This window comes from Sodalis sp. RH21, from assembly GCF_047324175.1.
GTDB lineage: Bacteria > Pseudomonadota > Gammaproteobacteria > Enterobacterales > Enterobacteriaceae > Acerihabitans.
The window spans coordinates 4375364-4401778 of sequence record NZ_CP178732.1 but is presented as its reverse complement, the minus strand read 5'-3'; the positions used below and the strand labels follow the sequence as shown (position 1 = coordinate 4401778).

Below are 26415 nucleotides of genomic sequence, written 5' to 3'. Positions count from 1 at the left end.
ATGGGGCCGAAGCGGGCATGGTTTTCCTGCCCGCCCGAGCGCCCCACGGCATGACAGACCCGCCAACATCGAACCCGCAGCGGGCCCTGTTAAAGGGGGAGCATGCCGATGGGGCCGAAGCGGGCATGGTTTTCCTGCCCGCCGGAGCGCCCCACGGCATGGCAGACCCGCCAACATCGAACCCGCAGCGGGCCCTGTTAAAGGGGGAGCATGCCGATGGGGCCGAAGCGGGCATGGTTTTCCTGCCCGCCGGAGCGCCCCACGGCATGGCAGACCCGCCAACATCGAACCCGCAGCGGGCCCTGTTAAAGGGGGAGCATGCCGATGGGGCCGAAGCGGCCATTCCCCGACCCCGCGGCCGGTCTCAGCCGGCCGTCCCCCCCTGCACCGCAAACCTCGCGTCCAGCCGGCTCAACCCCAGCCCATTCACCTTCTTCACCTTAATCTGCACCGGAATTCGCTCCTTCATCGCATCCACATGACTTATCACCCCGATCGTCTTGCCGGTAGCGTTAAGCGAATCAAGCGCATCCAGCGCAATATCCAGCGTCTGCGCATCCAGCGTACCGAAACCCTCATCCAAAAACAGCGAATCGATCCGGGTCTTATGACTCACCAAATCCGACAACGCCAGCGCCAGCGCCAGGCTAACCAAAAAACTCTCCCCGCCCGACAAAGTGCGCGTATCGCGCACCGCATCCGCCTGCCAGGTATCCACCACCTCCAGTTCCAGCTCCGCCGCGGACTTACGCTGCAACTGATAGCGGCCGTGCAACCGGGAAAGCTGCTGATTGGCCAAATAAATCAAATGATCCAGCGTCAGACCCTGGGCGAACTTACGGAATTTATCCCCCTCCCTGGACCCGATAAGTTCATTGAGATAACTCCAGTCCGCATAACGTTCCTCGCTCGCGGTTATCTCCCGCAACAGCGACTGCTGCTCATGCTGGCGCCGCTGATGGCTGGCGAGCTGCTGCTCAATATTGCCCTGCAACCGCGCCAGATCCCATAATTGCGCCTCGATCGCCGCCAACTGCTGCTCCACGGCGGGTAAAGCCTCATCCCCAAGGGTGGCGGGACGATCCGCGCGGCCTTGCTGCAACGCCAGCTCCGCCTGCTGCAACACCGCCTGCGCATGCTGCTGGCGCTCATTGAGCCTATCGCGCAACTCGCGCAGCGCATCCCGTTCCGCCGGCGGCAACAAGGCCGCCTGCAATTCATGCCGATCGGCAAAGGGACTTTGACTCAGCGCCTCTTGCAGGGCGACGGTCGCCAGTTCCGCTTGCCGGGCGAACGCCACCAACTGCCGCTGCTGCTCGTCGATGGCCCCGGCCAGCAAATGTAATTGCTCTTGCGCCTGCTGTAGCCGCTGCTCGGCCGCTTGACGCTCGCGCTCCACTTCCTCCGCCCGCGCCCGCAGTTCCGCCCCCAGCTGCGCCACGCTATGATCGCCGGCCAACTGGCGGCGGATTTCCCTGGCCCGCTCAAGCGCGGCGGCGGTTTCGCCGTGCTGCAATTCCACCGCGGCCAATTGCCGCGCCAGTTCCGCCAACGTCTCCTGATGATTGGTCATCTCGCCGCTCAGGGCGGTAAGGCTATGGCTAAGCTCCTGCTCCTGCCGGCTATGGTCTTGCCACAACTGCCACTCCTGTTGGCGTTCGGCCAGCCAGGCGTCCACCGCGTCATCGGCGGGCATCGCCAAGCCAAGCAGGGCCAGGGCCTGGCCGCGCCGCGCCGCCAGTTCGGCCACCTCGGCCTGCCGGGTAGACAGACGCGCGCGCGCCTCTTGCAGCAACCGGGCCGTGGTTTCGCGCTGCTGGGCATTGAGCGCCAATTGGGAATCGGCCTGCTGCGCCTTAGCGCTGGCGTCGGTAAACATATCCCGGGCCGCCTGCCAGCGCCGGGCGGTCCGTTGCCGAACCTCCAACTGCCGGCCCAGGGCCTGTTCGCGCGCCTCATGCTGCGCCAGCCATTGGTCAACCGCCGCCGCATCCCCGGCGGGCAGGCTGATTGCCAGTTCGGCGCAAACCTGCCGCCACCGCTCTTCCAGGCTGTCTTGTTCCTGCTGCAGGCGCGCCTGCTCTTCCTGGGCCTGGCGCTGAAGATTTTGCAGAATATCGCAACGGGTTTGCGCCGCTACCACCTCGGCGTTGATCTGGTCCAACTCCCGCCGCAGCACCAGCCGGCGCTGGTCGGTTTTTTCCGGCTGTAAGGCCTGGTATTCACTGACGCCGGGATGTTCGGTGGCTCCGCACAACGGACATGCTTTACCGGGTTGCAACTGGCTACGCTGCTGATCCAGGGACGCGATATGCAGCTCCAGGCCATAGCGGGCGCTTACTTCTTCCAGCAGGGCGGATTTATCCGCCTGATTACGGCGCAGCCCGGCCAGACCGTCGGCAATGTCGGCGCATTGCCGTTGCGAGCGGCTAAAACGCTGCTGGTTGGCCGCCAATTCGCCGGCGACGCGTTCGATCTGCGGCCGCAGGGATGCGAGCTGGGCGCGCCCCGGGCGCTGCTGCTGGTTTTGCTGCCATTCGGCGTGCAACCGGGCTTCGGGGCATAGTTCCTCTTGGTTTTGCCGCTCCCGCTCCAGCCCCTCAAGCTCCGATTTCGACGCGCCAACCTGCTGCCGGCACAGGGCCGACGCGTCAAGCGCGGCCTGCCGCTCCGCCTCCAGGCTTTGCAGGGCCTGCGCCAATGCCGCTGCCTGCCGGGTCAGTTCGTCGATCTCGCGCCGTTCGCGCCGCCGGTGAACCACGTTTTCCCGCCACAGCGGCAAGTGCTCGCCCCATTGCCGACAGGCGGCATGGCGGCGTAAAAACTCAGCGGTTAACTCGGCCTGCCGCCCGGTATGCTGCCATTGTCCCCGGGTCTGCGCCAGCGCGGTTTGGCGCTTTTCCCGCTGGGCGATCAATAATGCGCGCTGCTGCCGCTGCTGGGTTGCCGTCTGTTCCAGACCGGCAATTTTTTGATCCAGCGGGACGATCTGTTCATCGATGATCTGCTGCTGTCGCCGCTGCGCTTCGCCCTGCTTGCGCCAGGTTTCGCGCGCCGCGGCCAGGGCGGCTTGCAGCGGTTGCAGCGCCTGCCGCAACTGATTTTGCTCGGTAACCGCCCGGACGATGTCCTGCTGTTGCCGGTCGTGGGCCTGGGCGCTCTCCCGCAGCCGATCAAGCCGCGGCCGCAAAGCCTCGGCCGGTTCCGCGCGCGCCAGGCGGGTGAGGGCGTCCCGCGCTTCAGCGACGGCGGCGACGGCGGCCTGCGCCTGCGCCTGGGCTTCCGCCAGGGCCTCGGTCTGCTGCCGGTGCCCGGTCAGCCAGGAGCGATGCCGCTGTAGCCGCGATTGCTCGCCGTTGAGGCGGGTTTGCTCCGCCCGCAGGCGCTCCAGTTCGCCATTAAGCGCCAGCAACTGGGGTTCGGTCAGCAGCTCGATGGCGGCGGCGCGGGCCTGTAGCGCCTCCAGTTCGGCTTTTACCGTTTTATGGCGGTCAAAAATCTCGGCGGAAATACGCCCATAGATATCCGTGCCGGTAAGCTCTTCGAGCAGTTCGGCGCGTTTTTTGGCATCGGCATTCAGAAACGCGGCAAAATCTCCCTGCGCCAGCAGCACGGATTTAGTAAAACGTTCAAAATCCAGCCCGGTGAGTTCGGCGGTCAAGCGCAGCTTATTGCTGATTTTATCCGCCAGGATCGCGCCGTCGCCCATGCGCGCCAGTTCCACCTTGATATCCTGCAGCTTGCCGCCGGGGCTGTTTTTAGCGCGCCGCTGGCTCCAGAACGCGCGATAACCGACGCCCTTGACCTCGAATTCCACTTCGGCCAGGGCCTCCGCGGTATGGCGGGTCATCAAATCCTGCCCCGGCGTGCGCTCCAGCCGCGGGGTGCGGTGATATAACGCCAGGCAAATGGCGTCCAGCAGGGTGGTTTTGCCGGCGCCGGTGGGGCCGGTAATGGCAAACAGGCTGCTGCGATCGAACGGGGCGGCGGTGAAATCGATTTTCCATTCGCCCCGTAAGGCATTGATATTTTTCAGGCGCAGCGTCAGAATTTTCACAGCACGTCTCCTTGGGCGCCCGGGCCTTGCTGCACCTCCGCCGCCACCCGATCGTAGAGCAGGCGGATGCGGCCCAGGGTGTCCGGGTCCTGCTGCGCCGCGAGCGCGAGCCGGCGCTCGAACACTTCGCCGACGCTCAGCTCGTTCAGCGTTTCCCGGTGCTGGTGCGCCAGGGCCTGCAACCGCTGTTCGCGGTTGCGGCGCAGCAATACGATTTCCACCGGCAGGCCGGCCGCTATTTGCTGAATGCGCAGCTGGATGTCATTGAGATAGGCATCGGTCACCACTTCGATATCCAGCCACACCGGCGTTGCTTCCTGGCGATCGGCAAAGGCCAGCAACTGGGCTTCGATCTCCGCCAGCGACCCTTTTATCAGGCGCAGAGCCTGGGTTTCAGGGATTTGCAACGGCACGACCCGCGCCACATTGGCGTCGTCAAAACTCACCAGATTAACCTGCTTGGGCTGGCCGGTTTCATCGAAACTCAGGGCAATGGGGGAACCGCAATAACGGATATGCTCTTGATTACCGATACGCTGCGGCCGGTGAATATGGCCCAGGGCGATATAATCCGCCGGGGGGAACAGCTGGGCGGGAAACGCATCCAGGCTGCCGATATAAATATCGCGCACCGAATCCGTGGTGCTGGCGCCGACCGTGGTCAGATGCCCGGTGGCGATAATGGGCAACTCGCCGGGCTGGCCGGCGCGCAGATCCAACGCCTGGGCGTACAGCGCCGCGTAGTGCGCGGTAATGGCATCCATCAGCGCCCGCTGTTTGTCGTCCCCCGATTGCCCGGAGCGGCTCACCAGCATATCGCGCGGCCGTAAAAACGGGATGGCGCACAGAATGGCCCCCGGCTTTCCGCTACGCTCCTTGAGAATAAACACCGGCGGTTCGGCGATATCATCGCGGCCGACGCCGGCGATCACCCGGGTATGCATGCAGGCCAGCAGCGATCGGGACTCATTGAGGGTGGCCACCGCATCATGATTGCCGGCCAGCACGATCAGTTCGCAGCCGGTGGGCTGGAGCGCCACCACGAAACGGTTGAACAGTTCGCGGGCATAACTGGGCGGGGTGCCGGTATCAAAAATATCGCCGGCCACGATAATGGCATCGACCTGATGTTCATCCGCCCGAGCCACCAGCCAGTCGAGAAACGCCTGATGTTCACTGGCCCGGCTCTTGGTAAAAAACGACTGGCCCAAATGCCAGTCAGAGGTATGGATAATCCGCATGAGGCTCCAGCGTGGGTGCGAAAGTGAGGGCGAGAGTATAAACCTTCCCCCAGGACGATGCCGTCGTAAAGATAATATTCGGGAAGTTATACCGAAAAAAAGCGCGCCCCACTATGCTTGTAGCAGGAAGCGCTGATTTTAATAAATCTGTCATAAAAGTGACGCATAATGCCCGGGCACGATAACCGCAGAGATTAATGGCAGGAAAATAATGGCAAGACGCATATTAGTCGTGGAAGATGAAGCGCCGATTCGGGAAATGGTCTGCTTTGTACTTGAACAAAATGGTTTTCAGCCGATCGAGGCCGAGGATTACGGTGCTGCGGTCACCCTTATGGCGGAGCCTTATCCGGATCTGGTATTACTGGACTGGATGTTGCCAGGCGGCTCGGGGATTCAATTTATCAAACATATGAAACGCGAAGTCCTGACCCGCGATATTCCGGTCATGATGCTGACCGCGCGGGGTGAAGAGGAAGATCGGGTCCGGGGCCTGGAGGTCGGGGCGGACGATTATATCACCAAACCTTTCTCCCCCAAGGAACTGCTGGCCAGGATCAAGGCGGTGATGCGCCGTATTTCCCCCATGGCGGTGGAAGATAAAATCGAAGTGCAGGGCTTAAGCCTGGACCCGTCCTCGCACCGGGTGACGTCCAATGAGCTGGCGCTGGATATGGGGCCTACCGAATTTAAATTGCTGCACTTTTTCATGACCCATCCGGAACGGGTATACAGCCGCGAGCAATTGCTCAACCACGTATGGGGCACTAATGTATATGTGGAAGACCGGACGGTGGATGTGCATATCCGCCGCCTGCGTAAAGCGCTGGAAACCGGCGGGCACGATCGGATGGTGCAAACGGTGCGCGGCACCGGCTATCGCTTTTCGGCCCGCTATTAACGCGCCAACCAAGGAGAACGCCCGGTGCTAGAACGTTTATCCTGGCGAAAACTGTTGCTCGAAGTGGTGCTGTTTTGCCTGCCGGCCCTGCTGCTGTCGCTGTTCGTCGGCCATGCGGGCTGGCTATTGGCGGCGGCGCTGCTGGCCGCGCTATTACGCAACTATTATTATCAACTGCGCCTGTCGCAGTGGCTATGGGTGGATCTGCGCCGCACGCCGCCGGTGGGGCGGGGCAGTTGGGAACCGCTGTTTTATGGCCTGCACCAGATGCAGCAGCGCCATCGCCGCCGCCGGCGCGAGCTGGCGACCTTATTCAAGCGTTTTCGCAGCGGTGCCGAAACCTTGCCGGATGCCTTGGTGATGCTGACCGCCGACGGACATATTTTCTGGTGCAACGGCCTGGCGCAGCAATTGCTGGGGTTCCGCTGGCCGGAAGATAACGGCCAGCATATTCTCAATTTGCTGCGCTATCCCGAATTCAATGAATATATCCAGGCCCAGTCATTCAAGCGGCCGCTGACCCTGTTGCTGAATAATCAGCGCTATGTGGAATTCCGCGTCATGCCCTATACCGACGATCAGCTGCTGATGGTGATCCGCGACGTGACGCAAATGCGCCAATTGGAAGGGGCCAGGCGTAACTTTTTTGCCAATGCCAGCCATGAGCTGCGTACGCCGTTAACGGTGCTGCAAGGATATCTGGAAATGATGACCGACCAGACGATGGATAAAGCCATCCGCGCCAAGGCCATTCACACCATGCAGGATCAGACCCAGCGCATGGAGCGCCTGGTAAAACAATTATTAGTGCTATCCCGTATCGAGGCCGCCCCCCAGGGCGAGGTGAATGAACGGATTGATATTCCCGCCATCCTCAAGCGCTTGCAGCAAAGCGCGGCGGGGCTAAGCCAGGAGCGGCACGATATCGTGTTTCGCATTAATGAACAGTTGCAGGTCCGGGGCAATGAAGAGCAGTTGCGCAGCGCCATGTCGAACCTGATTTATAATGCGGTGATCCACACCCCTCCCGGCACCCGGATTGAAGTTTGCTGGCAGCGCACCGCCGCCGGGGCGCAATTCCAGGTGAGCGATAACGGACCGGGGATCGCTCCCGAACATTTGCCGCGCCTGACCGAACGTTTTTACCGCGTCGATAAAGCCCGTTCGCGCCAGACCGGCGGCAGCGGGCTGGGACTGGCCATCGTTAAACATGCGCTCAGCAACCATGACGCGCGGCTGGATGTGATCAGCGAACCGGGGGCCGGCACCCGGTTTGTGTTCACGCTGCCCAACCGGATGATCGTGTCCGCTTCCCAGGCGGAAAATTCCCTGCCCGCTTTGCCGCCGGTGAAGCGATGATGCTCGGGGGGACCGTCAAGATCGGGTGCTGCCTGCTCTGCCTGCTGCTGGCCCTGCCGGTCGTGGCGCGGCCGCCGTCGGTGCTCGCGGGCAACCTGACCAGCAGCGGTTCCGATACCCTGGCGAATATGATGACCCTATGGGCCGCGGATTTCACCGGGGACCATCCGGAGGTCCGTGTTCAGATCCAGGCGGCCGGGTCGGCCACGGCGGCCACGGCGCTGGCTTCGGGCACCGCGCAGATCGGGCCGATGAGCCGCGTGATGACCGCGCCGGAAATCGCCGCGTTCCGGCGCCATTACGGCTATGAGCCCCTGGCGGTGCCGGTGGCCCTGGACGCGCTGGTGATCGTGGTCAATCAGGACAATCCCCTGCCGTTTATCACGCTGCGCCAGCTGGACGCCGTTTTTTCCACTACCCGTAACTGCGGTGAAACCCGCGCGGTGAAAAACTGGGGCGGACTTGGCCTGGAGGGGGACTGGCGCGGTATGACCCTGGTGCGCTATGGCCGCAACTCGGCGTCGGGGACCTATGGCTTTTTCCGGCAACGGGTATTGTGCGCCGGGGATATGCTGCCGTCGGTGAATGAATTGCCCGGTTCCGCGTCCGTGGCGCAGGCGGTCGCCGCCGCGGCCAATGCCATCGGCTACGCCAGCATGGGGTTTCACGCCACCGGCGTGCGCATCGTGCCGTTGACGGACGAGCAGGGGCGACGGGTGGCGCCGGACGAAACGACGCTGCGCAATGGCGAGTACCCACTTATGCGCTATCTATACCTCTATATAAACAAAGCGCCGGATAAACCGCTGGAACCGGTCACCGCCGCCTTCATGGATCAAATCCTGTCGCCGGCGGGTCAGCGCCGGGCCCGGCAGGGGGGTTATCAGCCCTTGCCGGAACCGGTCAGAATCCAGGCGCGCCGGGATATGGGACTGGAGTGAACGTGAATTATTTTCAATTGGCGTGAAATTTCTTCTCCTCCGTGCGCCGGCCGCCCGTGTTATGATGGCTTTGCCGTTTATAGCCGTCTGGATGTCCGTGAGTAACGCTTGGCAACTATTTACCTGCTAAATTACTTGATAGCTATGTTATTAGCCCCCGTCCCGATGCTGATATAAACCCAGCGTTTACTTATTTTTGGGCACGCTTTTATTTACGCCCTCCTGCCGGAGCCATAACATGCCAAATGAACTGCAACGAACCCTGCCCCCGTTTCGCGCCGACGTGGTCGGCAGCCTGCTCAGGCCCGAAGCCATCAAACTGGCCCGCCGGCAGTTACAGCAAGGGGATATTACCGCCGCACAGCTGCGCGCCGTGGAAGATCGCGAAATCACCCGGGTCGTGGCGCTTCAGCGCGAGCTGGGTTTGCAAGTGGTCACTGACGGCGAATTCCGCCGGGCCTGGTGGCACTTTGATTTTTTCGAGGGCCTGGAAGGGGTGGAAGGCTATGATGTCGATCGCGGCATCCAGTTCTCCGGCGTGCAGACCAAGGCGCGCAGTATTAAAGTCACCGGCAAGGTTGCTTTTAACCATCATCCGATGCTGGAGGATTTTCGTTTCCTGCAAAGCGTGGCCGGCGACGCGGTGGCCAAAATGACCATCCCCAGCCCGAGCGTGATGCATTTTCGCGGCGGGCGCGGCGCCATCGACGCCAAGGTTTATCCCGACTTGGCCGACTATTTCGCCGATTTGGCGCAGGCATGGCACGACGCGATCCACGCCTTCTACGACGCCGGCTGCCGTTATCTCCAGCTTGATGACACCGTATGGGCCTATCTGTGCTCGACGCAACAGCAGCAGCAAATCCGCGAACGCGGCGAAGATCCCGAGCAATTGGCGCGCATTTACGCGGACGTGCTGAATAAAGCGCTGGCCGGCAAACCGGACGATCTGGTGGTCGGCCTGCATGTCTGCCGGGGCAATTTCCGCTCCACCTGGATTTCCGAAGGCGGCTATGAGCCGGTGGCGCCGATATTGTTCGGCCAGGTTAACTTGGATGCCTTTTTCCTGGAATATGATACCGATCGCGCCGGCGGCTTTGAGCCGCTGCGTTTTATCCGGCCGGGCCGCCAGCAGGCGGTGCTGGGGCTGATTACTTCGAAAAGCGGCGAATTGGAAGACCCCGAGGCGGTACTGGCCCGCCTGCGGGAAGCGACGAAATATATCGCGCTGGAGCAAATCTGCCTCAGCCCGCAGTGCGGTTTCGCCTCCACGGAAGAAGGCAACAAGCTCAGCGAAGCCCAGCAATGGGATAAACTTCGCCTGGTGCTGGACGTGTCGCGCCGCGCCTGGTAATCCCGCAAGGGGCAAACCGATTTGCCCCTGTCAGCCATCCTGTTCTATTATGAGTGGATTAAGGTTTAATCCGTCCGTCTTCAGCCATCTTGCAATGCTTATTCCAGAAGTGCTGAAAGTATCCACTGCTTTTAGCGCTTTTTTGTGAGCGTTCACTCTGCATTGGCATTCAACTATTGCCATGGGACGCGTTAAACGTTTAAATTGCGCCGGTTATTGCATTATTCATGCTGTTTTCCTCGCGGAATAAGCGCGTCAACCCGGGTAACACCCCCTTTACGCAGCAATCCGCCGGGAATTCATGTTGCCGCCGTTGCCGGCTGTGGTTATGAAAACAGGCGATAACGGGCATAAATGACGTGATAGTCATAGGTTTTACTTATCCTTGGTTTCCAGACAGGCATTGCACTATCCCATGAGTCAGCGTTTAAGCGTCAACGATATACTTGCACTCGGTTTTATGACCTTCGCCCTGTTTGTCGGCGCGGGCAATATCATTTTTCCTCCCATGGTGGGGTTGCAGGCCGGTCCCTATGTCTGGTGGGCGGCGGCCGGGTTCCTGATTACCGCCGTCGGCCTGCCGGTCGTGACGGTCATCGCCCTGGCGCGGGTGGGCGGCGGTATTGACGCCCTCAGTTCGCCCATCGGCAAAAAAGCCGGGCTGATGCTGGCCGTGGTCTGTTATCTGGCGGTGGGGCCGCTGTTTGCCACCCCCCGCACCGCCACCGTATCCTTCGAGGTGGGCCTGGCGCCGTTTATCGGCCAGGGCGACCTGCCGCTGCTGTTCCAGGGCGGCTTGCCGCTGTTCCTTTACAGCCTGGTCTACTTCGCCCTGGTGATCGGCATCTCCCTGTATCCCGGGCGCCTGCTCGATACCGTCGGGCATGTCCTGGCGCCGCTGAAGATTGCCGCCCTGGCCATCCTGGGCGTGGCCGCGCTGCTCTGGCCGGCCGGCAGCCCGATTCCGGCCACCGATGCCTATGCCCATATGCCGTTCTCCAGCGGGTTCGTCAATGGCTACCTCACCATGGATACCCTGGGGGCCATGGTCTTCGGCATCGTCATCGTCAACGCCGCCCGCTCGCGCGGGGTAACCAGCGCCGCGCTGCTGACCCGGTATACCGTATTGGCGGGGCTGATCGCCGGCGTAGGGCTAACGGCGGTCTATATCACCTTATTCAAATTGGGATCGGGCAGCAGTATCTTGCTGCCCCAGGCGCAAAACGGCGCCGAAATCCTGCATGCCTACGTGCAATACACTTTCGGCTCGGGGGGCAGCGCGTTTCTGGCCATCCTGATCTTCGTGGCCTGCATGGTAACGGCGGTGGGATTGACCTGCGCCTGCGCCGAATTTTTCAGCGCCCATTTGCCGTTTTCCTACCGGACGCTGGTATTTGTTCTCGGGCTGTTTTCCATGCTGGTTTCCAACCTGGGGCTAAGCCATCTCATCCAGTTCTCGATTCCGGTGCTGACGGCAATCTATCCGCCTTGCATCGTCCTGATTCTGCTGAGTTTTACGCTACGCTTATGGCAGAGCGGCACCCGCGTCATCGCGCCGGCCATGCTGATAAGCCTGCTGTTTGGCAGCGTGGACGCCGTCAAATCGTCGTCGTTCCAGTACTTATTGCCCGAGTGGATACAGCACCTGCCGCTATCGACCCAGGGGCTGGCCTGGCTGCCGCCTACGCTTCTAATCGGCGTAGCCTGCGCAATCTATGATAAATTCGGCGCGCATCATAACGTTATCGTCCGGTCGTGATGGTTAACAATTTTATTAACCATGAGGGCGGCCTCATGGTTATTTTTGGCTGAAAAAATACAGGGTACACGGGTCATGCAGCAACAACCCTCCACACTAAAACGGGGTCTTACTACCCGGCATATTCGTTTTATGGCTTTAGGCTCCGCTATCGGCACCGGGCTGTTTTATGGGTCCGCGGACGCCATTCAAATGGCGGGTCCAAGCGTATTGCTGGCTTATCTGATTGGCGGCGTGGTGGCGTATATCATCATGCGCGCCCTGGGCGAAATGTCCGTCCACAGCCCCAATGCCGGCTCATTCTCGCGTTATGCCCAGGATAATCTCGGCCCGCTGGCGGGCTATATCACCGGCTGGACCTACTGCTTTGAAATCCTGATCGTGGCGATAGCGGATGTCACCGCCTTCGGCATCTACATGGGCGTCTGGTTTCCCCTGGTGCCGCATTGGGTATGGGTGCTTAGCGTCGTCCTGATCATCGGCGCCATCAACCTGCTTAACGTCAAAGCCTTCGGCGAGCTGGAGTTCTGGTTTTCGTTTTTCAAGGTTGCCACCATCATCATCATGATCCTGGCCGGGCTGGGCATCATTATCTGGGGCATCGGCAACGGCGGCCAGGCCACCGGCATCCACAATCTCTGGTCCAACGGCGGATTCTTCAGCCACGGGGTCATGGGCATGATCCTCTCGCTGCAAATGGTCATGTTCGCCTACGGCGGTATTGAAATCATCGGCATCACCGCCGGGGAAGCCAGCGAGCCGGAAAAATCCATCCCCAAGGCCATCAATTCCGTGCCCTGGCGCATCCTGGTGTTTTATGTCGGCACCCTGTTTGTCATCATGTCCATTTATCCCTGGGATCAGGTGGGCACCGAAGGCAGCCCCTTCGTGCTGACCTTCCAGAAACTGGGCATCCACACCGCCGCCGGCATCCTTAATTTCGTGGTGCTTACCGCATCATTATCCGCGATCAACAGCGATGTGTTCGGGGTAGGGCGCATGCTGCACGGCATGGCCGGGCAGGGGCACGCGCCGCAGATGTTCGCGCGGGTATCGCGCCACGGCATTCCCTGGGTCACCGTCCTGGTGATGATGCTGGCGCTGCTGCTGGCGGTCTATCTCAATTACATCATGCCGGAGAATATTTTCCTGGTTATCGCCTCCCTGGCCACCTTTGCCACGGTCTGGGTCTGGATTATGATCCTCTGCTCCCAAATCGCCTTCAGGCGCAAACTCACCGCCGACCAGGTCGACGCGCTGGTATTCCCCATGCCCGGCGGCGCGCTCGCCTCGGCGATCGGCGTGGTATTCCTACTCTTTATCATCGGCCTGATCGGCTACTTCCCGGTCACGCGCATCTCGCTCTACGTCGGCGCCGTATGGGTAATACTCCTCCTGCTGGGCTACGGCATCATGCAACGCCATAAAACCCGCCGCCTCGCGGCCAGCACCCACCGCTGAGCTTGCAGCAAATCCCGTTCAAGGGAAAGCGCGCCGTAGGGGTTGAGGCGGCCATTTCCTGGCCGTCCGATGCCCGTTGGCGCGTTAAGCCCGCAATCACCGGCGCTTGCAGCGAGTCCCGTTCAAGGGAAAGCGCGCCGTAGGGGTTGAGGCGGCCATTTCCTGGCCGTCCGATGCCCGTTGGCGCGTTAAGCCCGCAATCACCGGTGCTTGCAGCGAGTCCCGTTCAAGGGAAAGCGCGCCGTAGGGGGGTTAAGCCCGCGGTCGCCCCACCGGCAGCGAACGGTGACCTTCACCCACAAAAAAGCCGCCGGTTTCCCGGCGGCTCTACTTTACAGGCTATACAGGTCATGTCCGGACGGAGAACCCGGACACCACTAACCCGCCATTACAGCAGGCTAACGTTCTCAGACAGATATTTAGCCACGCCTTCAGGCGAAGCCACCATACCTTCCTGGCCTTTTTCCCATTGAGCCGGGCACACTTCACCGTGCTCTTCATGGAACTGCAACGCATCAACCATACGCAGCATTTCGTCAACATTACGACCCAGCGGCAAATCGTTGACAACCTGATGGCGAACTACGCCTTCCTTGTCAATTAAGAACGAAGCGCGCAGCGCAACGCCGGCTTCAGGATGCCCGATACCGTAAGCCTGGATGATTTCATGCTTGATATCAGCAACCATCGGGTACTGGACTTTACCGATGCCGCCTTTCTCAACCGGCGTATCGCGCCATGCGTTATGCACGAACTCGGAGTCAAAAGAAACGCCGATAACTTCCACGCCGCGTTTTTGAAACTCGGCATAACGCTTGTCAAAAGCAATCAGCTCGGACGGACATACAAAGGTGAAATCCATCGGCCAGAAGAAAATGACCGCCGGTTTGCCTTCGATGTGGCTTTTAAGGTTGAAATTTTCGACGATTTTACCGTTGCCCAATACGGCGGCGGCGGTAAAGTCTGGTGCTTGACGAGTTACCAGTACCATGTGTACTCCTGTAAAAAGCAGTTAGCTTAGTTGTTAAGTGAGAGTCTAAAACGAGAGCCAGTATAAGGTCTCATCGCCGGTCATAACAGCCCATGCCGCCAATCGGTGAGATAGTTTTTGCCTATCAAACGACTGGCTTTTTGAATTTAATATAACAAAATAACCTTTTTTGAAAAAAGGGCAAGCCGGACGAAGGAAATTGTATGAGTTTTATTCATCCGCCATACGGCAGCCGATAGGCGCCGGAAACGGCCACCTGCATCATGGACGGATATAGCCGCCAGAAAATCTCTTCCAGGGCGGGATAATGCTGCTCAATCTCGGGGAAAATGCCGCTTAGCGCCACCAGCCGCGGCCGATGGCTCGCCATGCCGTTTAACACCCGGTCCAGAAACGGCAGCTCGGCATAACGCTCCAGCCAGCGTTCGCGCCAGAGATAATGATTTAACGACTGGAATGCCGGCGGGGTCCCGGGCAGGGCGGGCGTAATCATCCGCTCGGCGCCCTGGATAAATTGCCGCAGCGGCAGTTCCGGTTCGATACGCAGCCAATGGCGCGCCAGAAAATGATCCCATACCACATCCAGCGCAATCGGCGCCACGCGGCGATAATCGCTGCTGAATAAGTATCTGGCGGCCTTTACTTCCGGGTGGGCGTCGGTAATGACATCGATACGGCGATGCATGCGGATGCCTGCGGCCACCGCCGGCGGAAACTGGCCGTCGGGATTACCGCGGACGAAGTCCGCCATGAGATTGCCCAATAATGAGCTGCGGGCCAGGGTGGCGAGATGGATATGGGCAAGAAAATTCATGCCCAGAGTATAGAATAAAAGCAGGGGGAATTGCTTATTTCTTGCAGGTCGTCCCGCATAGCCCTAGACTAAGCCGCCTGTTTTTTGTCTAAAGTGAACCGTAATGCGTGTGGCCGATTTCTCATTTGAACTCCCTGAAACCCTGATTGCCCATTATCCCCAGCCGGAGCGCAGCGCCTGCCGCTTGCTGGCGCTGGACGGGCCTTCGGGCGAGATGGCCCATGGCGTATTCACCGACCTGCTGGATAAATTGCAGCCCGGCGATCTTCTGGTGTTCAACAATACCCGCGTTATCCCGGCGCGCCTGTTCGGCCGCAAGGCCAGCGGCGGCAAAATCGAGGTGCTGGTAGAGCGGGTGCTGGACGATCACCGCGTCCTGGCCCATGTGCGCGCCTCCAAGGCGCCCAAACCGGGCACCGCGCTGCTGCTGGGGGATGACGAGTCCATCCGCGCCACCATGCTTGCGCGCCATGACGCCCTGTTCGAACTGCGCTTCGATGAGGAACGCGATGTCCTGACGCTGCTCAATGCGGCGGGCCATATCCCGCTGCCGCCCTATATCGACCGTCCGGATGAAGCGGCGGATCGCGAATTGTACCAGACCGTCTACAGCGAGCGCCCCGGGGCGGTTGCCGCCCCCACCGCCGGCCTGCATTTCGATACCCCGCTGCTCGACGCGCTGCGCGCCAAAGGCGTCGAAATGGCATTTGTCACGCTGCACGTGGGTGCGGGCACTTTCCAGCCGGTGCGGGTGGATTCCCTGGAAGATCACGTTATGCATTCGGAATACGCGGAAGTCCCGCAGACGGTGGTCGACGCGGTGCTGGCCTGTAAACGGCGCGGCAACCGGGTCGTCGCCGTGGGCACCACGTCGGTGCGTTCTCTGGAAAGCGCCGCCCAGGCGGCCGGCGACGGGGAATTGGCGCCGTTTTTTGGCGACACCGAGATCTTTATTTATCCCGGCTACCGCTTTCGCCTCATCGACGTGCTGGTCACCAATTTCCATTTACCGGAGTCAACTTTGATTATGTTGGTATCCGCATTCGCCGGTTACCGTCATACTATGGCCGCCTATCGCGAAGCGGTTGCGCGGCAATATCGCTTTTTCAGCTACGGCGACGCCATGTTTATCACCCATAATCCCGCGGCCGGCCTAGAAGCGATTGGGAATAATTAATCTGCCTGGCGGGGTTTCCGCCGGGCTATCTTGCCGGGGCGATGGCCGCGGTAATTATTACATCGGACTGTTTATCCGGTGTCGGAGGTTGAGTGAAGTACCAATTAATAAAAACTGACGGCCTGGCGCGCCGCGGGCGCCTGGAATTCGAGCGCGGCGTGGTGGAAACCCCGGCGTTTATGCCCGTAGGCACTTACGGCACGGTAAAAGGCATGACGCCGGAAGAAGTGGCCGAGACCGGCGCGCAAATCCTGCTGGGCAACACTTTCCACCTGTGGCTGCGTCCGGGGCAGGAGATCATGAAACTGCACGGGGATCTGCACGATTTCATGCAGTGGCACGGGCCGATTCTTACCGATTCCGGCGGCTTCCAGGTGTTCAGCCTCGGCGATATCCGTAAAATCACCGAAGAGGGCGTGCACTTTCGCAACCCGATCAACGGCGACGCGATTTTCCTCAGCCCGGAAAAGTCGATGGAAATTCAACATGATCTCGGTTCGGATATCGTCATGATCTTTGACGAATGCACTCCCTTTCCCGCCGAGCACGACTACGCGAAAAAGTCGATGGAAATGTCGCTGCGCTGGGCGGCCCGCAGCCGGGCGCGTTTTGATGAACTGGACAATCCCAACGCGCTGTTCGGCATCATACAGGGCGGCATTTACGAAGATTTACGAGATGTATCGGTAAAAAGACTGGTAGAGATAGGCTTTGATGGTTACGCTGTGGGCGGCCTGGCGGTAGGTGAGCCGAAAGCGGACATGCATCGCATCCTGGAACATGTCTGCCCGCAAATCCCGGCGGATAAGCCGCGGTATTTGATGGGGGTCGGCAAACCCGAGGATTTGGTGGAGGGCGTGCGCCGCGGCATTGATATGTTCGATTGCGTCATGCCGACCCGCAATGCGCGCAACGGCCATTTATTCGTGACCGGCGGTGTGGTTAAAATCCGCAACGCGAGCCATAAAAGCGATATATCGACGCTCGATGAGCACTGTGATTGCTACACCTGTCGCAATTATAGCCGCGCATACTTGCATCATCTCGACCGTTGCAACGAAATACTTGGTGCCCGTCTGAATACCATCCACAATCTGCGTTATTATCAGCGTCTGATGGCGGGTTTACGCCAGGCTATCGATGAGGGTAAATTAGGGCACTTTGTTGAAGAGTTTTATGGTCGGAGGGGGCAACCCGTTCCGCCTTTAGTCGTTGAGTTAAATAACAATGAGGGAATTTAAATGAGCTTTTTCAGTTCTGACGCCGCCGCAGCAGCCACCGGCCCGTCCCAGGGAAGTCCTTACTCTCTGGTGATCATGCTGGTGGTATTTGGTTTGATTTTTTACTTCATGATCCTGCGCCCGCAGCAAAAACGCGGCAAAGATCATAAAAAACTCATGGACTCCATCGGCAAGGGCGATGAAGTGCTGACCACCGGCGGCCTGGTCGGACGCGTCACCAAAGTCGCGGATACCGGCTATATTGCGATCGCGCTCAACGATACCAATGAAGTGGTCATCAAGCGTGACTTCGTGGCCGCTGTTCTGCCGAAAGGTACGATGAAAGCGCTGTAATAATCGATTTTCCCGAAGGGAACTGCCGTGTTAAACCGTTATCCTTTATGGAAGTACATCATGCTTATCCTGGCGCTACTCGTCGGGTTGCTATATGCGCTTCCAAACCTATATGGTGAGGATCCGGCCGTACAAATCACTGGCGCGCGGGGTGCCGCCGCCAGTGAGACGACGCTGGTTCAGATCCAAAATGTATTAAAAGAACAAAACATCACCAGTAAGTCTATTGCATTGGAAAATGGCGCAATCCTGGCGCGTTTCGCCAACCCGGACGTGCAGCTGCGCGCCCGCGAGGCGTTATTGACCGCGCTCGGCGAAAATTACGTCGTTGCGCTCAACCTGGCCCCGGCCACCCCGCCGTGGTTAGCGGTACTGGGCGCCGAACCGATGAAACTGGGCCTGGATTTGCGCGGTGGCGTGCACTTCCTGATGGAAGTGGACATGGACACCGCCCTGGGTAAACTCCAGGAGCAGACCATGGATACCTTGCGCACCGATCTGCGCGATAAAGGCATTCCTTACGCTACCGTCCGTAAAACCGACAACAACGGCACCGAAGTCGGTTTCCGCGACTCGGCTTCCCGCGACGAGGCGATCTCTTACCTGACCCCGCGTCATCGCGACCTGGTGCTCAGCACCGTCGGCGAAACCGGCCTGCGCGCCGTCATGGCGGACACCCGGCTGCGCGAGGCCAGGGAATACGCGGTGCAGCAGAACATCACCATCCTGCGTAACCGCGTCAACCAACTGGGCGTGGCCGAACCGCTGGTCCAGCGCCAGGGCGCCGATCGCATCGTAGTTGAACTGCCGGGTATCCAGGACACCGCGCGCGCCAAGGAAATCCTGGGCGCCACCGCCACCCTGGAGTTCCGCCTGGTCAACAGCACGGTCGATCGCACCGCCGCCGCCAGCGGCCGCGTGCCGGGTGATTCAGAAGTGAAATCCACCCGCGAAGGTCAACCGGTCGTACTTTACAAACGGGTGATCCTCACCGGCGACCATATTACCGACTCCACCTCCAGCGCCGATGAATACAATCGTCCGCAGGTGAATATTTCGCTGGACAGCACCGGCGGCACCAATATGTCCAATTTCACCAAGGATAATATCGGCAAGCCAATGGCCACGCTGTTCGTGGAATACAAGGATAGCGGCAGGAAGGATGCCAACGGCCGATCGATCCTGGTGAAACAGGAAGAGGTCATCAACGTTGCCACCATCCAATCCCGACTGGGCAACAGCTTCCGCATCACCGGGATCGACAATCCCAATGAAGCCCGCCAGCTGTCGCTGCTGCTGCGCGCCGGGGCGCTGATTGCGCCGATCCAGATCGTGGAAGAGCGCACCATCGGCCCAACTCTTGGGATGCAGAATATTACCCAGGGTTTGCAGGCTTGCCTGTGGGGCCTGGTGGCGTCCATCGTGTTTATGGTGGTGTGGTATCGCAAGTTCGGCCTGATCGCCACCACCGCGCTTATCGCCAACCTGATCATGATCGTGGGCATCATGTCCCTGCTGCCGGGGGCGACGCTGACCATGCCGGGTATCGCCGGCATCGTCTTGACCCTGGCAGTGGCGGTGGACGCCAACGTGCTGATCAATGAGCGCATCAAGGAAGAGCTCAAGAACGGGCGCACCATCCAGCAGGCAATCCATGAAGGTTATCGCGGCGCATTCTCCAGTATCGTTGACGCCAACGTTACCACGTTGATTACCGCCATTATCCTGTATGCGGTCGGCACCGGTTCCATCAAGGGCTTTGCCATCACCACCGCGATTGGGGTCGCCACCTCAATGTTTACGGCGATTGTCGGCACGCGTGCCATCGTTAACCTGCTTTACGGCGGTAAACGTATCAACAAGCTGTCAATTTAGGAGTGGGTCGTGGCTCAGCAACAGCAACATAGTGTTGAAGATTTGAATTACGGCCGTAGAGTCTATGACTTTATGCGCTGGGACAACGTGGCGTTCAGTATTTCGATCACGCTGTTAATTATCTCCATCGCCATCATGGCGGTGCGGGGTTTTAACTGGGGCCTGGATTTCACCGGCGGTACGGTGATTGAACTGAGCCTGGAAAAAGCCGTCGATCTGGACGCCATGCGCGATTCGCTGGAGAAAGCCGGTTTCAAGGAACCGCTGATCCAGAACTTCGGCAGCAGCCGTGATGTCATGGTGCGCATGCCGCCGGTTCAGGATGGCGCGGGTCAGGAACTGGGCAATAAAGTGGTAGGGGTGATTAACCAGACCTTTGAGCAAAACGCGTCGGTCAAACGGATTGAATTCGTGGGGCCGAGTGTCGGCAACGATCTGGCGCAGGCCGGCGGCATGGCGCTGCTGGTGGCGTTGATCTCCATCCTGATCTACGTGGGCATCCGTTTTGAATGGCGCCTGGCGCTAGGGGCGGTGTTGGCGCTGGCCCATGACGTGGTGATCACCATGGGGATCTTGTCGCTGTTCCATGTGGAAATCGACCTGACCATTATCGCCTCCCTGATGTCGGTCATCGGCTACTCGCTCAATGACAGCATCGTGGTCTCGGACCGTATCCGTGAAAACTTCCGCAAGATCCGCCGCGGCAGCTCTTATGAAATTATCAATGTGTCCCTGACCCAGACCCTGAGCCGTACCATCATGACCTCGGCCACCACGCTGATGGTGGTGCTGATGCTGTTTATCTTTGGCGGCCCGATTCTGGAAGGCTTCTCGCTGACCATGTTGATCGGTGTGACCATCGGTACGGTATCCTCCATCTATGTCGCCTCGGCCCTGGCCCTGAAACTGGGTATGAAACGCGAACATATGATGCAGCAAAAAGTGGAAAAAGAGGGCGCCGACCAGCCTTCGATTTTGCCATAACCAACGTTATCGCTATCCGGCCAGCCAATTAAAAACGCCGGGTTAGCATAACGCCGTTCACTTAAGATGTGTTGAGTGAACGGCATACGGGGTTTTTGAGATACCAACGGTCCGTTCTTTGGGCCGTTTTCTTTCCCCCGGCAGGATAAACTGCTGCATATTCTCCCGTATTTTTCCCCGTTTCGCCGGATTCGGCCCAGGTTCGTATATCATCCCTCCAGGGTGGCGGCATGAAAAAGCCCCGTCAAAAAATGATGGGGCTATTGTCATACGCCTGCCGGATCGTCCAACCGATCATTTTGCTTAACCGATCGGTGTTAGGCTGCGCCGGCTTTTTATCTCAAATCTGATTATCCCAGGCCGCAAGTTGATGGGCCTTCAACATTTCGGCTACCGCCGGGGGCACGACGTTGCGGAACTTACCCGTATCGGCAGGGACGATTTCGATCATGCGATCGATCATCTCCTGCGCGTCGAGATGGCCCAAAGGCGATGCCAGCGCCTCGTCGAACTGCGCTCGCAAATCAGCGCGGCGCGTTATGTTTTTCTCGTCGTCAAGCCAGCGGAATGCCGTATCGGCCATGGTCTCGTTAAAGCCGGTATAAAAAGCGCCGGGATTGATGGTCTGGACCTTGATGCCATAACCGGCCAATTCTTGCTGCATTGCTTCGGCAATCGATTCAAGAGCATGTTTGGTTGAGGCGTAAACGCCCCAATTGGCCGGAGAGAATAGTCCGCTCATCGACGAGGTGAAAACAACCTTCGCCTGTTTTTTCTGCGCGATCCATTTTCTGACGAAGCCCTGCGTCAATGCGAGCGGGAGAAAAACGTTGACCTCGTAGTTGCGGCGAACAAGATCGAGTGGAATCTCGAACACCGGGCCGCCCTCGCCCATACCGGCATTATTCCAGAGAACGTCGATATCCTGGCTTTGGGCATAAGCCATGTCGTACGAATCGAATAGGTCGAGCTTCTCGACCCGCAAGTTGGCGAGGCCGAGCGCATCGGCTTTCTCACGCAGCGGCGTGACCTGGGGCGAACATTGCACGGTGGCAATGACATTGTGGCCGCAACGCGCAAGGCCGATTGCGGCCGCCTCGCCGAACCCGGAACCTGCGCCGGTGATAAGGATAGTCTTGAGCATGGTAAATCCCTCCTGAAAATAGGAAACAAAATAGCGTCTGCTGGTTGCCTAAATCAACGCGGCGGGTGCGGGAGCGGGACGATACAAATGGCGGCCGGCACCCTCGCTTCTTCCGCCGTCAAGCCTTATGGCCGTCTTGCGCCAATGATGAAAGAAATATGCCTATCAATTCGGCGATATCCCGGGGGGATTCAAGGGGCGACAGATGCCCGGTTCCAGGGAGCACGTGCATATCGGCATGTGGAATGCGCATGAGCAATTCGATCTCAAGCGTAGAGACGCTATCGACCCGATCCAGTTCGCCCGCTATTACCAGCGTGGGTACCGTAATCGCACTCATCTCCTCTGAAATATCTTCCTGGCTGGTGTAGCGCGGCCATGCGATTTTTGCCGCCGCGCCGCCGCGCAGGCTGTCCTCGATGACCTGCTTTCGCTGTTCTTTGGTCAGCGGCTTCGCTGTTAGTACCTGGTCGATTGTTGCCTCAACGGACGCCGTAGACCGATAGGCGCTTTCCATCTCTTCACGTATGGTGGAAGGCAACCCCAGCGGCGTCGGAGGAGAGGGAGCGACCAATACCAGTCCGGCTAATCCCGCGGGCCTGCGCGACGCAAGGAACTGGGCTATTTTGCCACCCATGGAATGCCCGATCAGCACGAATGTTGATAAGCCGCGCTCCGCAATTACGCGCTGGACATCTCCCGCAAAGTCTGCCAGCGCATACCCCTTATCGGGTGCGTCCGACGCCCCCCAACCGCGAAGATCCAGGGCTAATGTGTGGCAGGCAAAGGGGAGCGCATTGATAACGTAATCCCATGTTCTGGATGAGCCGCCCCAATAGTGCAGAAATATCAGTGAGGGGGCGCCTTCGCCCCGTTCTTCGATGTGGATGTGAACGTTCCTGCATAAAGCGTTCATTTTATTTTCTCCGGTTGCAAGATTAAGGCGGAGTATTGCGGCGCATTAAGCGGTCCTCATTGCTGACTCGGCATTCATCGTCACAGCCATGGCGTCAGCGGAGCGCAAAAGATGGCCCCCACCGCTTGAATGGGGTATCGTGTAATATTCAATGCTGAAATCCACCAATATCCAACATTTGTCATTTTAAGAAACTAACATATGTCTGATTATGATTCAAGCCTCTCCAAGGGAAAACATACTCGCCGCCCCGTCCAGGAGCGTTCGCTGGAACGTATGACCCGGGTTATCGAGGCGGCTGAGCGCATGCTCGAAGAACTTGGTCCTGAAAAGACTTCGATTCCAGCGCTTGCAGCAATTTCGGCGGTGCCGCGGGCCAGCATCTACCCGTTCTTTCCAGACAAATACGCGCTATTTGCACACATCGCCCAGATCCATATGCTGCGCCTCAGCGAGGCTATTGCCAGTTCAGGCGCCGCGCGGACTCGTACGTTACACAACTGGGTGCGTATCGTACTGGATACATGCGTGGATTATTACAATGCGCATCCAGCGGCGGGCGTGCTTCTACTAAACGGTTCGTTCAGCGACGTCGACCGCGCCGCCCATGCTTCCAAGAACACATCTATCGGACAATTGCTACGGGACGCGGCTGCGCGTTTTGGCGAACTTCCGGCGTTGCCGGTGTCGCCGGATGTAGCGACCATGGCGGTAGAAATCGGTTTTGCCTGCCTGAAGTTCGGTTACGCGCAAGACGGCCGCATTGATACCGCGGTACGGAATGAGGCCTTCCGGGCGATCATGGCCTACCTGGACCATTGGCGGGAAGGCCGTAAGTCAATATAAAACCAGGTGTGTGCCAACAAACATGATGGCAGATTCCGATCGTGGGATTTCGTCCGTTTACATGGCCGGCGGGACTGGTGGCATGTGATGAAGCAGGCGATTACCGCGGCAGCGGTTTAACCGCATCGGGCGCCGCCGGGGTTTCGGGGGTGTTCCTGATAAAATCATGCAGGCGGACGAACCCCACCTGTTCCGGCGCCAGGCCGCTCAGGCGCAGCTCGATGGCGGCTTCCGGCTTGGGCAGCAGGGACGCCGGGACGGTAATCGGCTGGCTCAGGGTATCGGCGGTCAGCGGCTTGCCCGACGTGGTATCCACCTGGCCCCAGTCGACCACCGCATGGAACGGCGCCAGCGTGGAGCTATCGGCGGTGCGGATATGCAATACCGCCCGCGATCCGTTGGCCTCGGCCTCGACCGTGCCCAGGGACACCAGGAGTTTGCCGATATCGGTTTCGATCGGCGCGCCGGTCTGGGCCGCCGGATAGAGATAAACCCCGCCGGTGGATTGTTCGTTCAGGGCGTTTTGCTGCATCAAGGCCGAAACCTGATCGTTTAGGTATTGCAGCCGCTGGTTAAGCTGGCTGACTTCACTCTTCAACGCGGGAATTTTGGGGTTCGATTGTTGCGCACATCCAGAAAGCACCAGCAGCGCGGCGATAGCGTAAAATGAACGATAACCGGTTGTCATAGCAACAGTTTCCTTTTTCTGTCAGTTAACTACAGCTTAGCCCGGAACGTGCCGGATGTCATGGAATGAAACGGCGACAATAGGACTTGTCCGTCTTATCCGCCGGGCATGCCTCTTTGTTGTCGGCCCGGTTCGCGCTAAACTACCGTATCCGTTTGAGCCATCCAGGACGCCTTATGCATTGCCCATTTTGTTCCGCAGTCGATACCAAGGTTATTGATTCCCGCCTGGTGGGCGAGGGGTCGCAGGTCCGGCGCCGGCGCCAGTGCCTGGTGTGCAATGAACGCTTTACCACCTTTGAGGTGGCGGAGCTGGTGTTGCCCAGGGTCATTAAGAGCAATGATATCCGCGAACCTTTTAACGAGGATAAACTGCGCGGCGGCTTTTTAAAGGCGCTGGAAAAAAGGCCGGTGAATTCCGATGACGTCGAGATGGCCATCAATCACATAAAATCGCAGCTGCGGGCTACCGGCGAGCGGGAAGTTCCCAGTAAAATGGTCGGCAATCTGGTCATGGACGCATTGAAAAAGCTCGATAAAGTGGCTTATATCCGTTTTGCCTCGGTCTACCGCAGCTTTGAGGATGTACGTGAATTCGGCGAAGAGATTGCCCGCCTTCAGGACTAAGGAATACCGTTATGCAGCCCGATGAATTGTATATGGCCCGCGCGCTGGAGCTGGCCCGGCGCGGCAGGTTCACCACCGCGCCCAATCCCAACGTGGGATGCGTCATCGCGCGCGCGGGGCGGATTGTCGGGGAAGGTTACCATCAGCGCGCGGGCGAGCCCCATGCCGAAGTACATGCCCTGCGCATGGCGGGCGAGAACGCACGCGGCGCCACCGCATATGTGACCCTCGAACCTTGCAGCCACTTCGGCCGCACTCCCCCGTGCTGCGATGCGCTGATCGCCGCGGGGGTGGCGCGGGTGGTGGTGGCGATGCAGGACCCCAATCCCGAGGTGTCCGGGCGGGGAATGTACCGTTTGCGGCAGGCTGGCGCGGTGGTGGAGCACGGCCTGATGGCGGGCGAGGCCGAAGCGCTGAACCCGGGCTTCCTCAAACGCATGCGTACCGGCTTTCCCTTTGTGCAACTGAAGCTGGCCGCCTCCCTGGACGGGCGCACCGCCATGGCCTCCGGCGAAAGCCAGTGGATCACTTCGCCCCAGGCCAGGCAGGATGTCCAGGCATTCCGCGCTCAAAGCGGCGCCATTTTGTCCACCAGCGCCACCGTCCTGGCCGATAATCCCGCCCTGACGGTGCGCTGGGACGACCTGCCGGAGCATATCCGCGCGGCGTACCCGCGAGAATCGGTGCGCCAGCCGGTACGGGTGATTATCGATAGCCGAAATCGCGTCGCTCCCGAACACCGGCTTATCGCCCAAAACGGCCAGACCTGGCTCGCCCGCCTGCGGCCCGACGATCGGCGCTGGCCGCAAAATGTGGAGCAATTAACGCTGCTTTCCCGGGAAAATACCGCTGAACCCGGCGGTCAACCGAGGATTGATCTGGTGGCGTTAATGATGCAACTGGCCCGGCGCCAGGTGAACAGCCTATGGGTGGAAGCCGGCGCCGCGCTTGCCGGCGCGCTGCTTAACGCCGGGGTGGTGGACGAACTGATCGTTTATCTGGCGCCCAAGCTACTCGGTAACGACGCCCGGGGGCTGTGCATGCTGCCGGGGCTGGAAAAACTGGCCCAGGCGCCGGAGTTTTCGATTACCGATCTGCGCCAGGTCGGCCCGGATATCCGCCTGCGGCTGAAACCTCGTTACCCGCAGTAATTGGCCCGAGCAGCGGGCTAAAGAATATGTTAGAATCCGCCCCCTCGTGGGGCAATTACCGCCATTTGCCAATTGAAGGAAAGCCATGAACGTTATTGAAGGTGCTGTTGCCACTCCGGATGCCCGTATAGCGATTGCGATTGCGCGCTTTAACCACTTCATCAACGACAGCCTGCTTTCAGGCGCGATTGATGCCCTAAAGCGTGTCGGCCAGGTCAAGGACGAGAACATCACCGTGGTGTGGGTTCCCGGGGCCTATGAGCTGCCGCTGGCGACCCGCGCATTGGCGAACAGTAAAAAATTCGATGCCGTGGTGGCGCTGGGTACGGTAATCCGTGGCGGCACCGCGCATTTTGAATATGTTGCCGGCGAATGCAGTTCCGGTTTGTCAAGCGTGGCCATGAGCAGTGAACTGCCCGTCGCCTTCGGCGTGCTGACGACGGAAAGCATTGAGCAGGCGATAGAACGTGCCGGCACCAAAGCCGGTAACAAAGGTGCGGAAGCCGCGTTGACCGCACTGGAAATGATTAACGTACTGAAAGCTATCAAAGCGTAA

At 59.4% G+C, this 26415-nt stretch carries 22 protein-coding genes; 15 read left to right on the top strand and 7 right to left on the bottom strand.

Features of this window, described 5'->3' with window-relative positions; translation table 11 throughout:
* Window positions 1–364 precede the first annotated feature (364 nt).
* Together ACL2XP_RS20300 and sbcD are read right to left on the bottom strand one after the other, a co-directional pair.
* Window positions 365–4057: an AAA family ATPase gene (locus ACL2XP_RS20300; protein ID WP_413734936.1), complete on the bottom strand. Its 3693-nt coding sequence runs from the start codon at window positions 4055–4057 to the stop codon at window positions 365–367.
* Window positions 4054–5298 carry an exonuclease subunit SbcD gene (gene sbcD / locus ACL2XP_RS20295; protein ID WP_413734934.1) on the bottom strand — a complete coding sequence of 415 codons (1245 nt, stop codon included), beginning with the start codon at window positions 5296–5298 and terminating at the stop codon, window positions 4054–4056. The genes ACL2XP_RS20300 and sbcD overlap by 4 nt, the downstream gene beginning before the upstream one ends.
* Window positions 5299–5509: 211 nt before the next feature.
* On the opposite strand from sbcD, the gene phoB reads away from it, so the two are divergent.
* The 6 genes from phoB (at window position 5510) to proY (ending at window position 13073) form a co-directional block, all read left to right on the top strand.
* The gene (phoB, locus tag ACL2XP_RS20290) at window positions 5510–6199 is read left to right on the top strand and encodes a phosphate response regulator transcription factor PhoB (protein ID WP_413734933.1); all 690 of its coding nucleotides are present in this window, start codon (window positions 5510–5512) and stop codon (window positions 6197–6199) included.
* Window positions 6200–6223: 24 nt separating this feature from the next.
* Window positions 6224–7558 carry a phosphate regulon sensor histidine kinase PhoR gene (phoR, locus tag ACL2XP_RS20285; RefSeq protein ID WP_413734932.1) on the top strand — a complete coding sequence of 445 codons (1335 nt, stop codon included), beginning with the start codon at window positions 6224–6226 and terminating at the stop codon, window positions 7556–7558.
* A complete protein-coding gene (locus ACL2XP_RS20280) occupies window positions 7555–8499 on the top strand; it encodes a PstS family phosphate ABC transporter substrate-binding protein (protein ID WP_413734930.1) in 945 nt (314 codons plus the stop codon). Before phoR ends, ACL2XP_RS20280 begins: the two co-directional genes overlap by 4 nt.
* Before the next feature lie 238 nt (window positions 8500–8737).
* The gene (locus ACL2XP_RS20275; protein WP_413734929.1) at window positions 8738–9853 is read left to right on the top strand and encodes a cobalamin-independent methionine synthase II family protein; all 1116 of its coding nucleotides are present in this window, start codon (window positions 8738–8740) and stop codon (window positions 9851–9853) included.
* Window positions 9854–10268: 415 nt separating this feature from the next.
* Window positions 10269–11612 carry a branched-chain amino acid transport system II carrier protein gene (gene brnQ / locus ACL2XP_RS20270; protein ID WP_413734928.1) on the top strand — a complete coding sequence of 448 codons (1344 nt, stop codon included), beginning with the start codon at window positions 10269–10271 and terminating at the stop codon, window positions 11610–11612.
* A gap of 75 nt (window positions 11613–11687) precedes the next feature.
* Window positions 11688–13073: a proline-specific permease ProY gene (proY, locus tag ACL2XP_RS20265; protein ID WP_413734927.1), complete on the top strand. Its 1386-nt coding sequence runs from the start codon at window positions 11688–11690 to the stop codon at window positions 13071–13073.
* A 388-nt stretch (window positions 13074–13461) separates the two neighbouring features.
* Here proY and ACL2XP_RS20260 read toward each other — a convergent pair whose 3' ends face one another.
* Complete coding sequence (locus ACL2XP_RS20260) at window positions 13462–14064, bottom strand: peroxiredoxin C (protein WP_413734925.1); 603 nt, start codon at window positions 14062–14064, stop codon at window positions 13462–13464.
* Between the two features lie 214 nt (window positions 14065–14278).
* Window positions 14279–14878, bottom strand: coding sequence for an ACP phosphodiesterase (locus ACL2XP_RS20255; RefSeq protein ID WP_413734923.1), 600 nt, complete (start codon window positions 14876–14878; stop codon window positions 14279–14281).
* 103 nt (window positions 14879–14981) lie between these two features.
* On the opposite strand from ACL2XP_RS20255, the gene queA reads away from it, so the two are divergent.
* The 5 genes from queA (at window position 14982) to secF (ending at window position 20488) form a co-directional block, all read left to right on the top strand.
* Window positions 14982–16055: a tRNA preQ1(34) S-adenosylmethionine ribosyltransferase-isomerase QueA gene (queA, locus tag ACL2XP_RS20250; RefSeq protein WP_413734921.1), complete on the top strand. Its 1074-nt coding sequence runs from the start codon at window positions 14982–14984 to the stop codon at window positions 16053–16055.
* 92 nt (window positions 16056–16147) lie between these two features.
* Window positions 16148–17296, top strand: a complete 1149-nt coding sequence (gene tgt / locus ACL2XP_RS20245) for a tRNA guanosine(34) transglycosylase Tgt (protein WP_413734920.1) — start codon at window positions 16148–16150, stop codon at window positions 17294–17296.
* Complete coding sequence (gene yajC / locus ACL2XP_RS20240; RefSeq protein ID WP_413734919.1) at window positions 17297–17629, top strand: preprotein translocase subunit YajC; 333 nt, start codon at window positions 17297–17299, stop codon at window positions 17627–17629.
* Window positions 17630–17656: 27 nt separating this feature from the next.
* Entirely contained in the window at window positions 17657–19504 is a 1848-nt protein-coding gene (gene secD, locus ACL2XP_RS20235; RefSeq protein WP_413734918.1) for a protein translocase subunit SecD, read from the top strand.
* 72 nt (window positions 19505–19576) lie between these two features.
* On the top strand, window positions 19577–20488 hold the full coding sequence (gene secF / locus ACL2XP_RS20230) for a protein translocase subunit SecF (RefSeq protein WP_413739236.1): 912 nt from the start codon (window positions 19577–19579) through the stop codon (window positions 20486–20488).
* A gap of 340 nt (window positions 20489–20828) precedes the next feature.
* On the opposite strand, the gene ACL2XP_RS20225 is transcribed toward secF, so the two are convergent.
* Together ACL2XP_RS20225 and ACL2XP_RS20220 are read right to left on the bottom strand one after the other, a co-directional pair.
* Window positions 20829–21632, bottom strand: a complete 804-nt coding sequence (locus ACL2XP_RS20225; RefSeq protein WP_413734917.1) for an SDR family oxidoreductase — start codon at window positions 21630–21632, stop codon at window positions 20829–20831.
* 118 nt (window positions 21633–21750) lie between these two features.
* Window positions 21751–22548: an alpha/beta fold hydrolase gene (locus tag ACL2XP_RS20220; RefSeq protein ID WP_413734915.1), complete on the bottom strand. Its 798-nt coding sequence runs from the start codon at window positions 22546–22548 to the stop codon at window positions 21751–21753.
* A gap of 201 nt (window positions 22549–22749) precedes the next feature.
* On the opposite strand from ACL2XP_RS20220, the gene ACL2XP_RS20215 reads away from it, so the two are divergent.
* Window positions 22750–23394 carry a TetR/AcrR family transcriptional regulator gene (locus ACL2XP_RS20215; RefSeq protein WP_413734914.1) on the top strand — a complete coding sequence of 215 codons (645 nt, stop codon included), beginning with the start codon at window positions 22750–22752 and terminating at the stop codon, window positions 23392–23394.
* 100 nt (window positions 23395–23494) lie between these two features.
* On the opposite strand, the gene ACL2XP_RS20210 is transcribed toward ACL2XP_RS20215, so the two are convergent.
* Entirely contained in the window at window positions 23495–24082 is a 588-nt protein-coding gene (locus tag ACL2XP_RS20210) for a DUF3251 domain-containing protein (protein WP_413734913.1), read from the bottom strand.
* A gap of 176 nt (window positions 24083–24258) precedes the next feature.
* Here ACL2XP_RS20210 and nrdR point away from each other — a divergent pair, with 176 nt between their 5' ends.
* The 3 genes from nrdR to ribE all read left to right on the top strand — a co-directional run bounded on the left by nrdR (window position 24259) and on the right by ribE (window position 26415).
* Window positions 24259–24708 (top strand): transcriptional regulator NrdR, encoded by a 450-nt coding sequence (gene nrdR, locus ACL2XP_RS20205; RefSeq protein ID WP_413734912.1) that lies wholly within the window; start codon window positions 24259–24261, stop codon window positions 24706–24708.
* Window positions 24709–24719: 11 nt separating this feature from the next.
* The gene (gene ribD / locus ACL2XP_RS20200) at window positions 24720–25859 is read left to right on the top strand and encodes a bifunctional diaminohydroxyphosphoribosylaminopyrimidine deaminase/5-amino-6-(5-phosphoribosylamino)uracil reductase RibD (protein ID WP_413734911.1); all 1140 of its coding nucleotides are present in this window, start codon (window positions 24720–24722) and stop codon (window positions 25857–25859) included.
* An 85-nt stretch (window positions 25860–25944) separates the two neighbouring features.
* On the top strand, window positions 25945–26415 hold the full coding sequence (gene ribE / locus ACL2XP_RS20195) for a 6,7-dimethyl-8-ribityllumazine synthase (protein WP_413734910.1): 471 nt from the start codon (window positions 25945–25947) through the stop codon (window positions 26413–26415).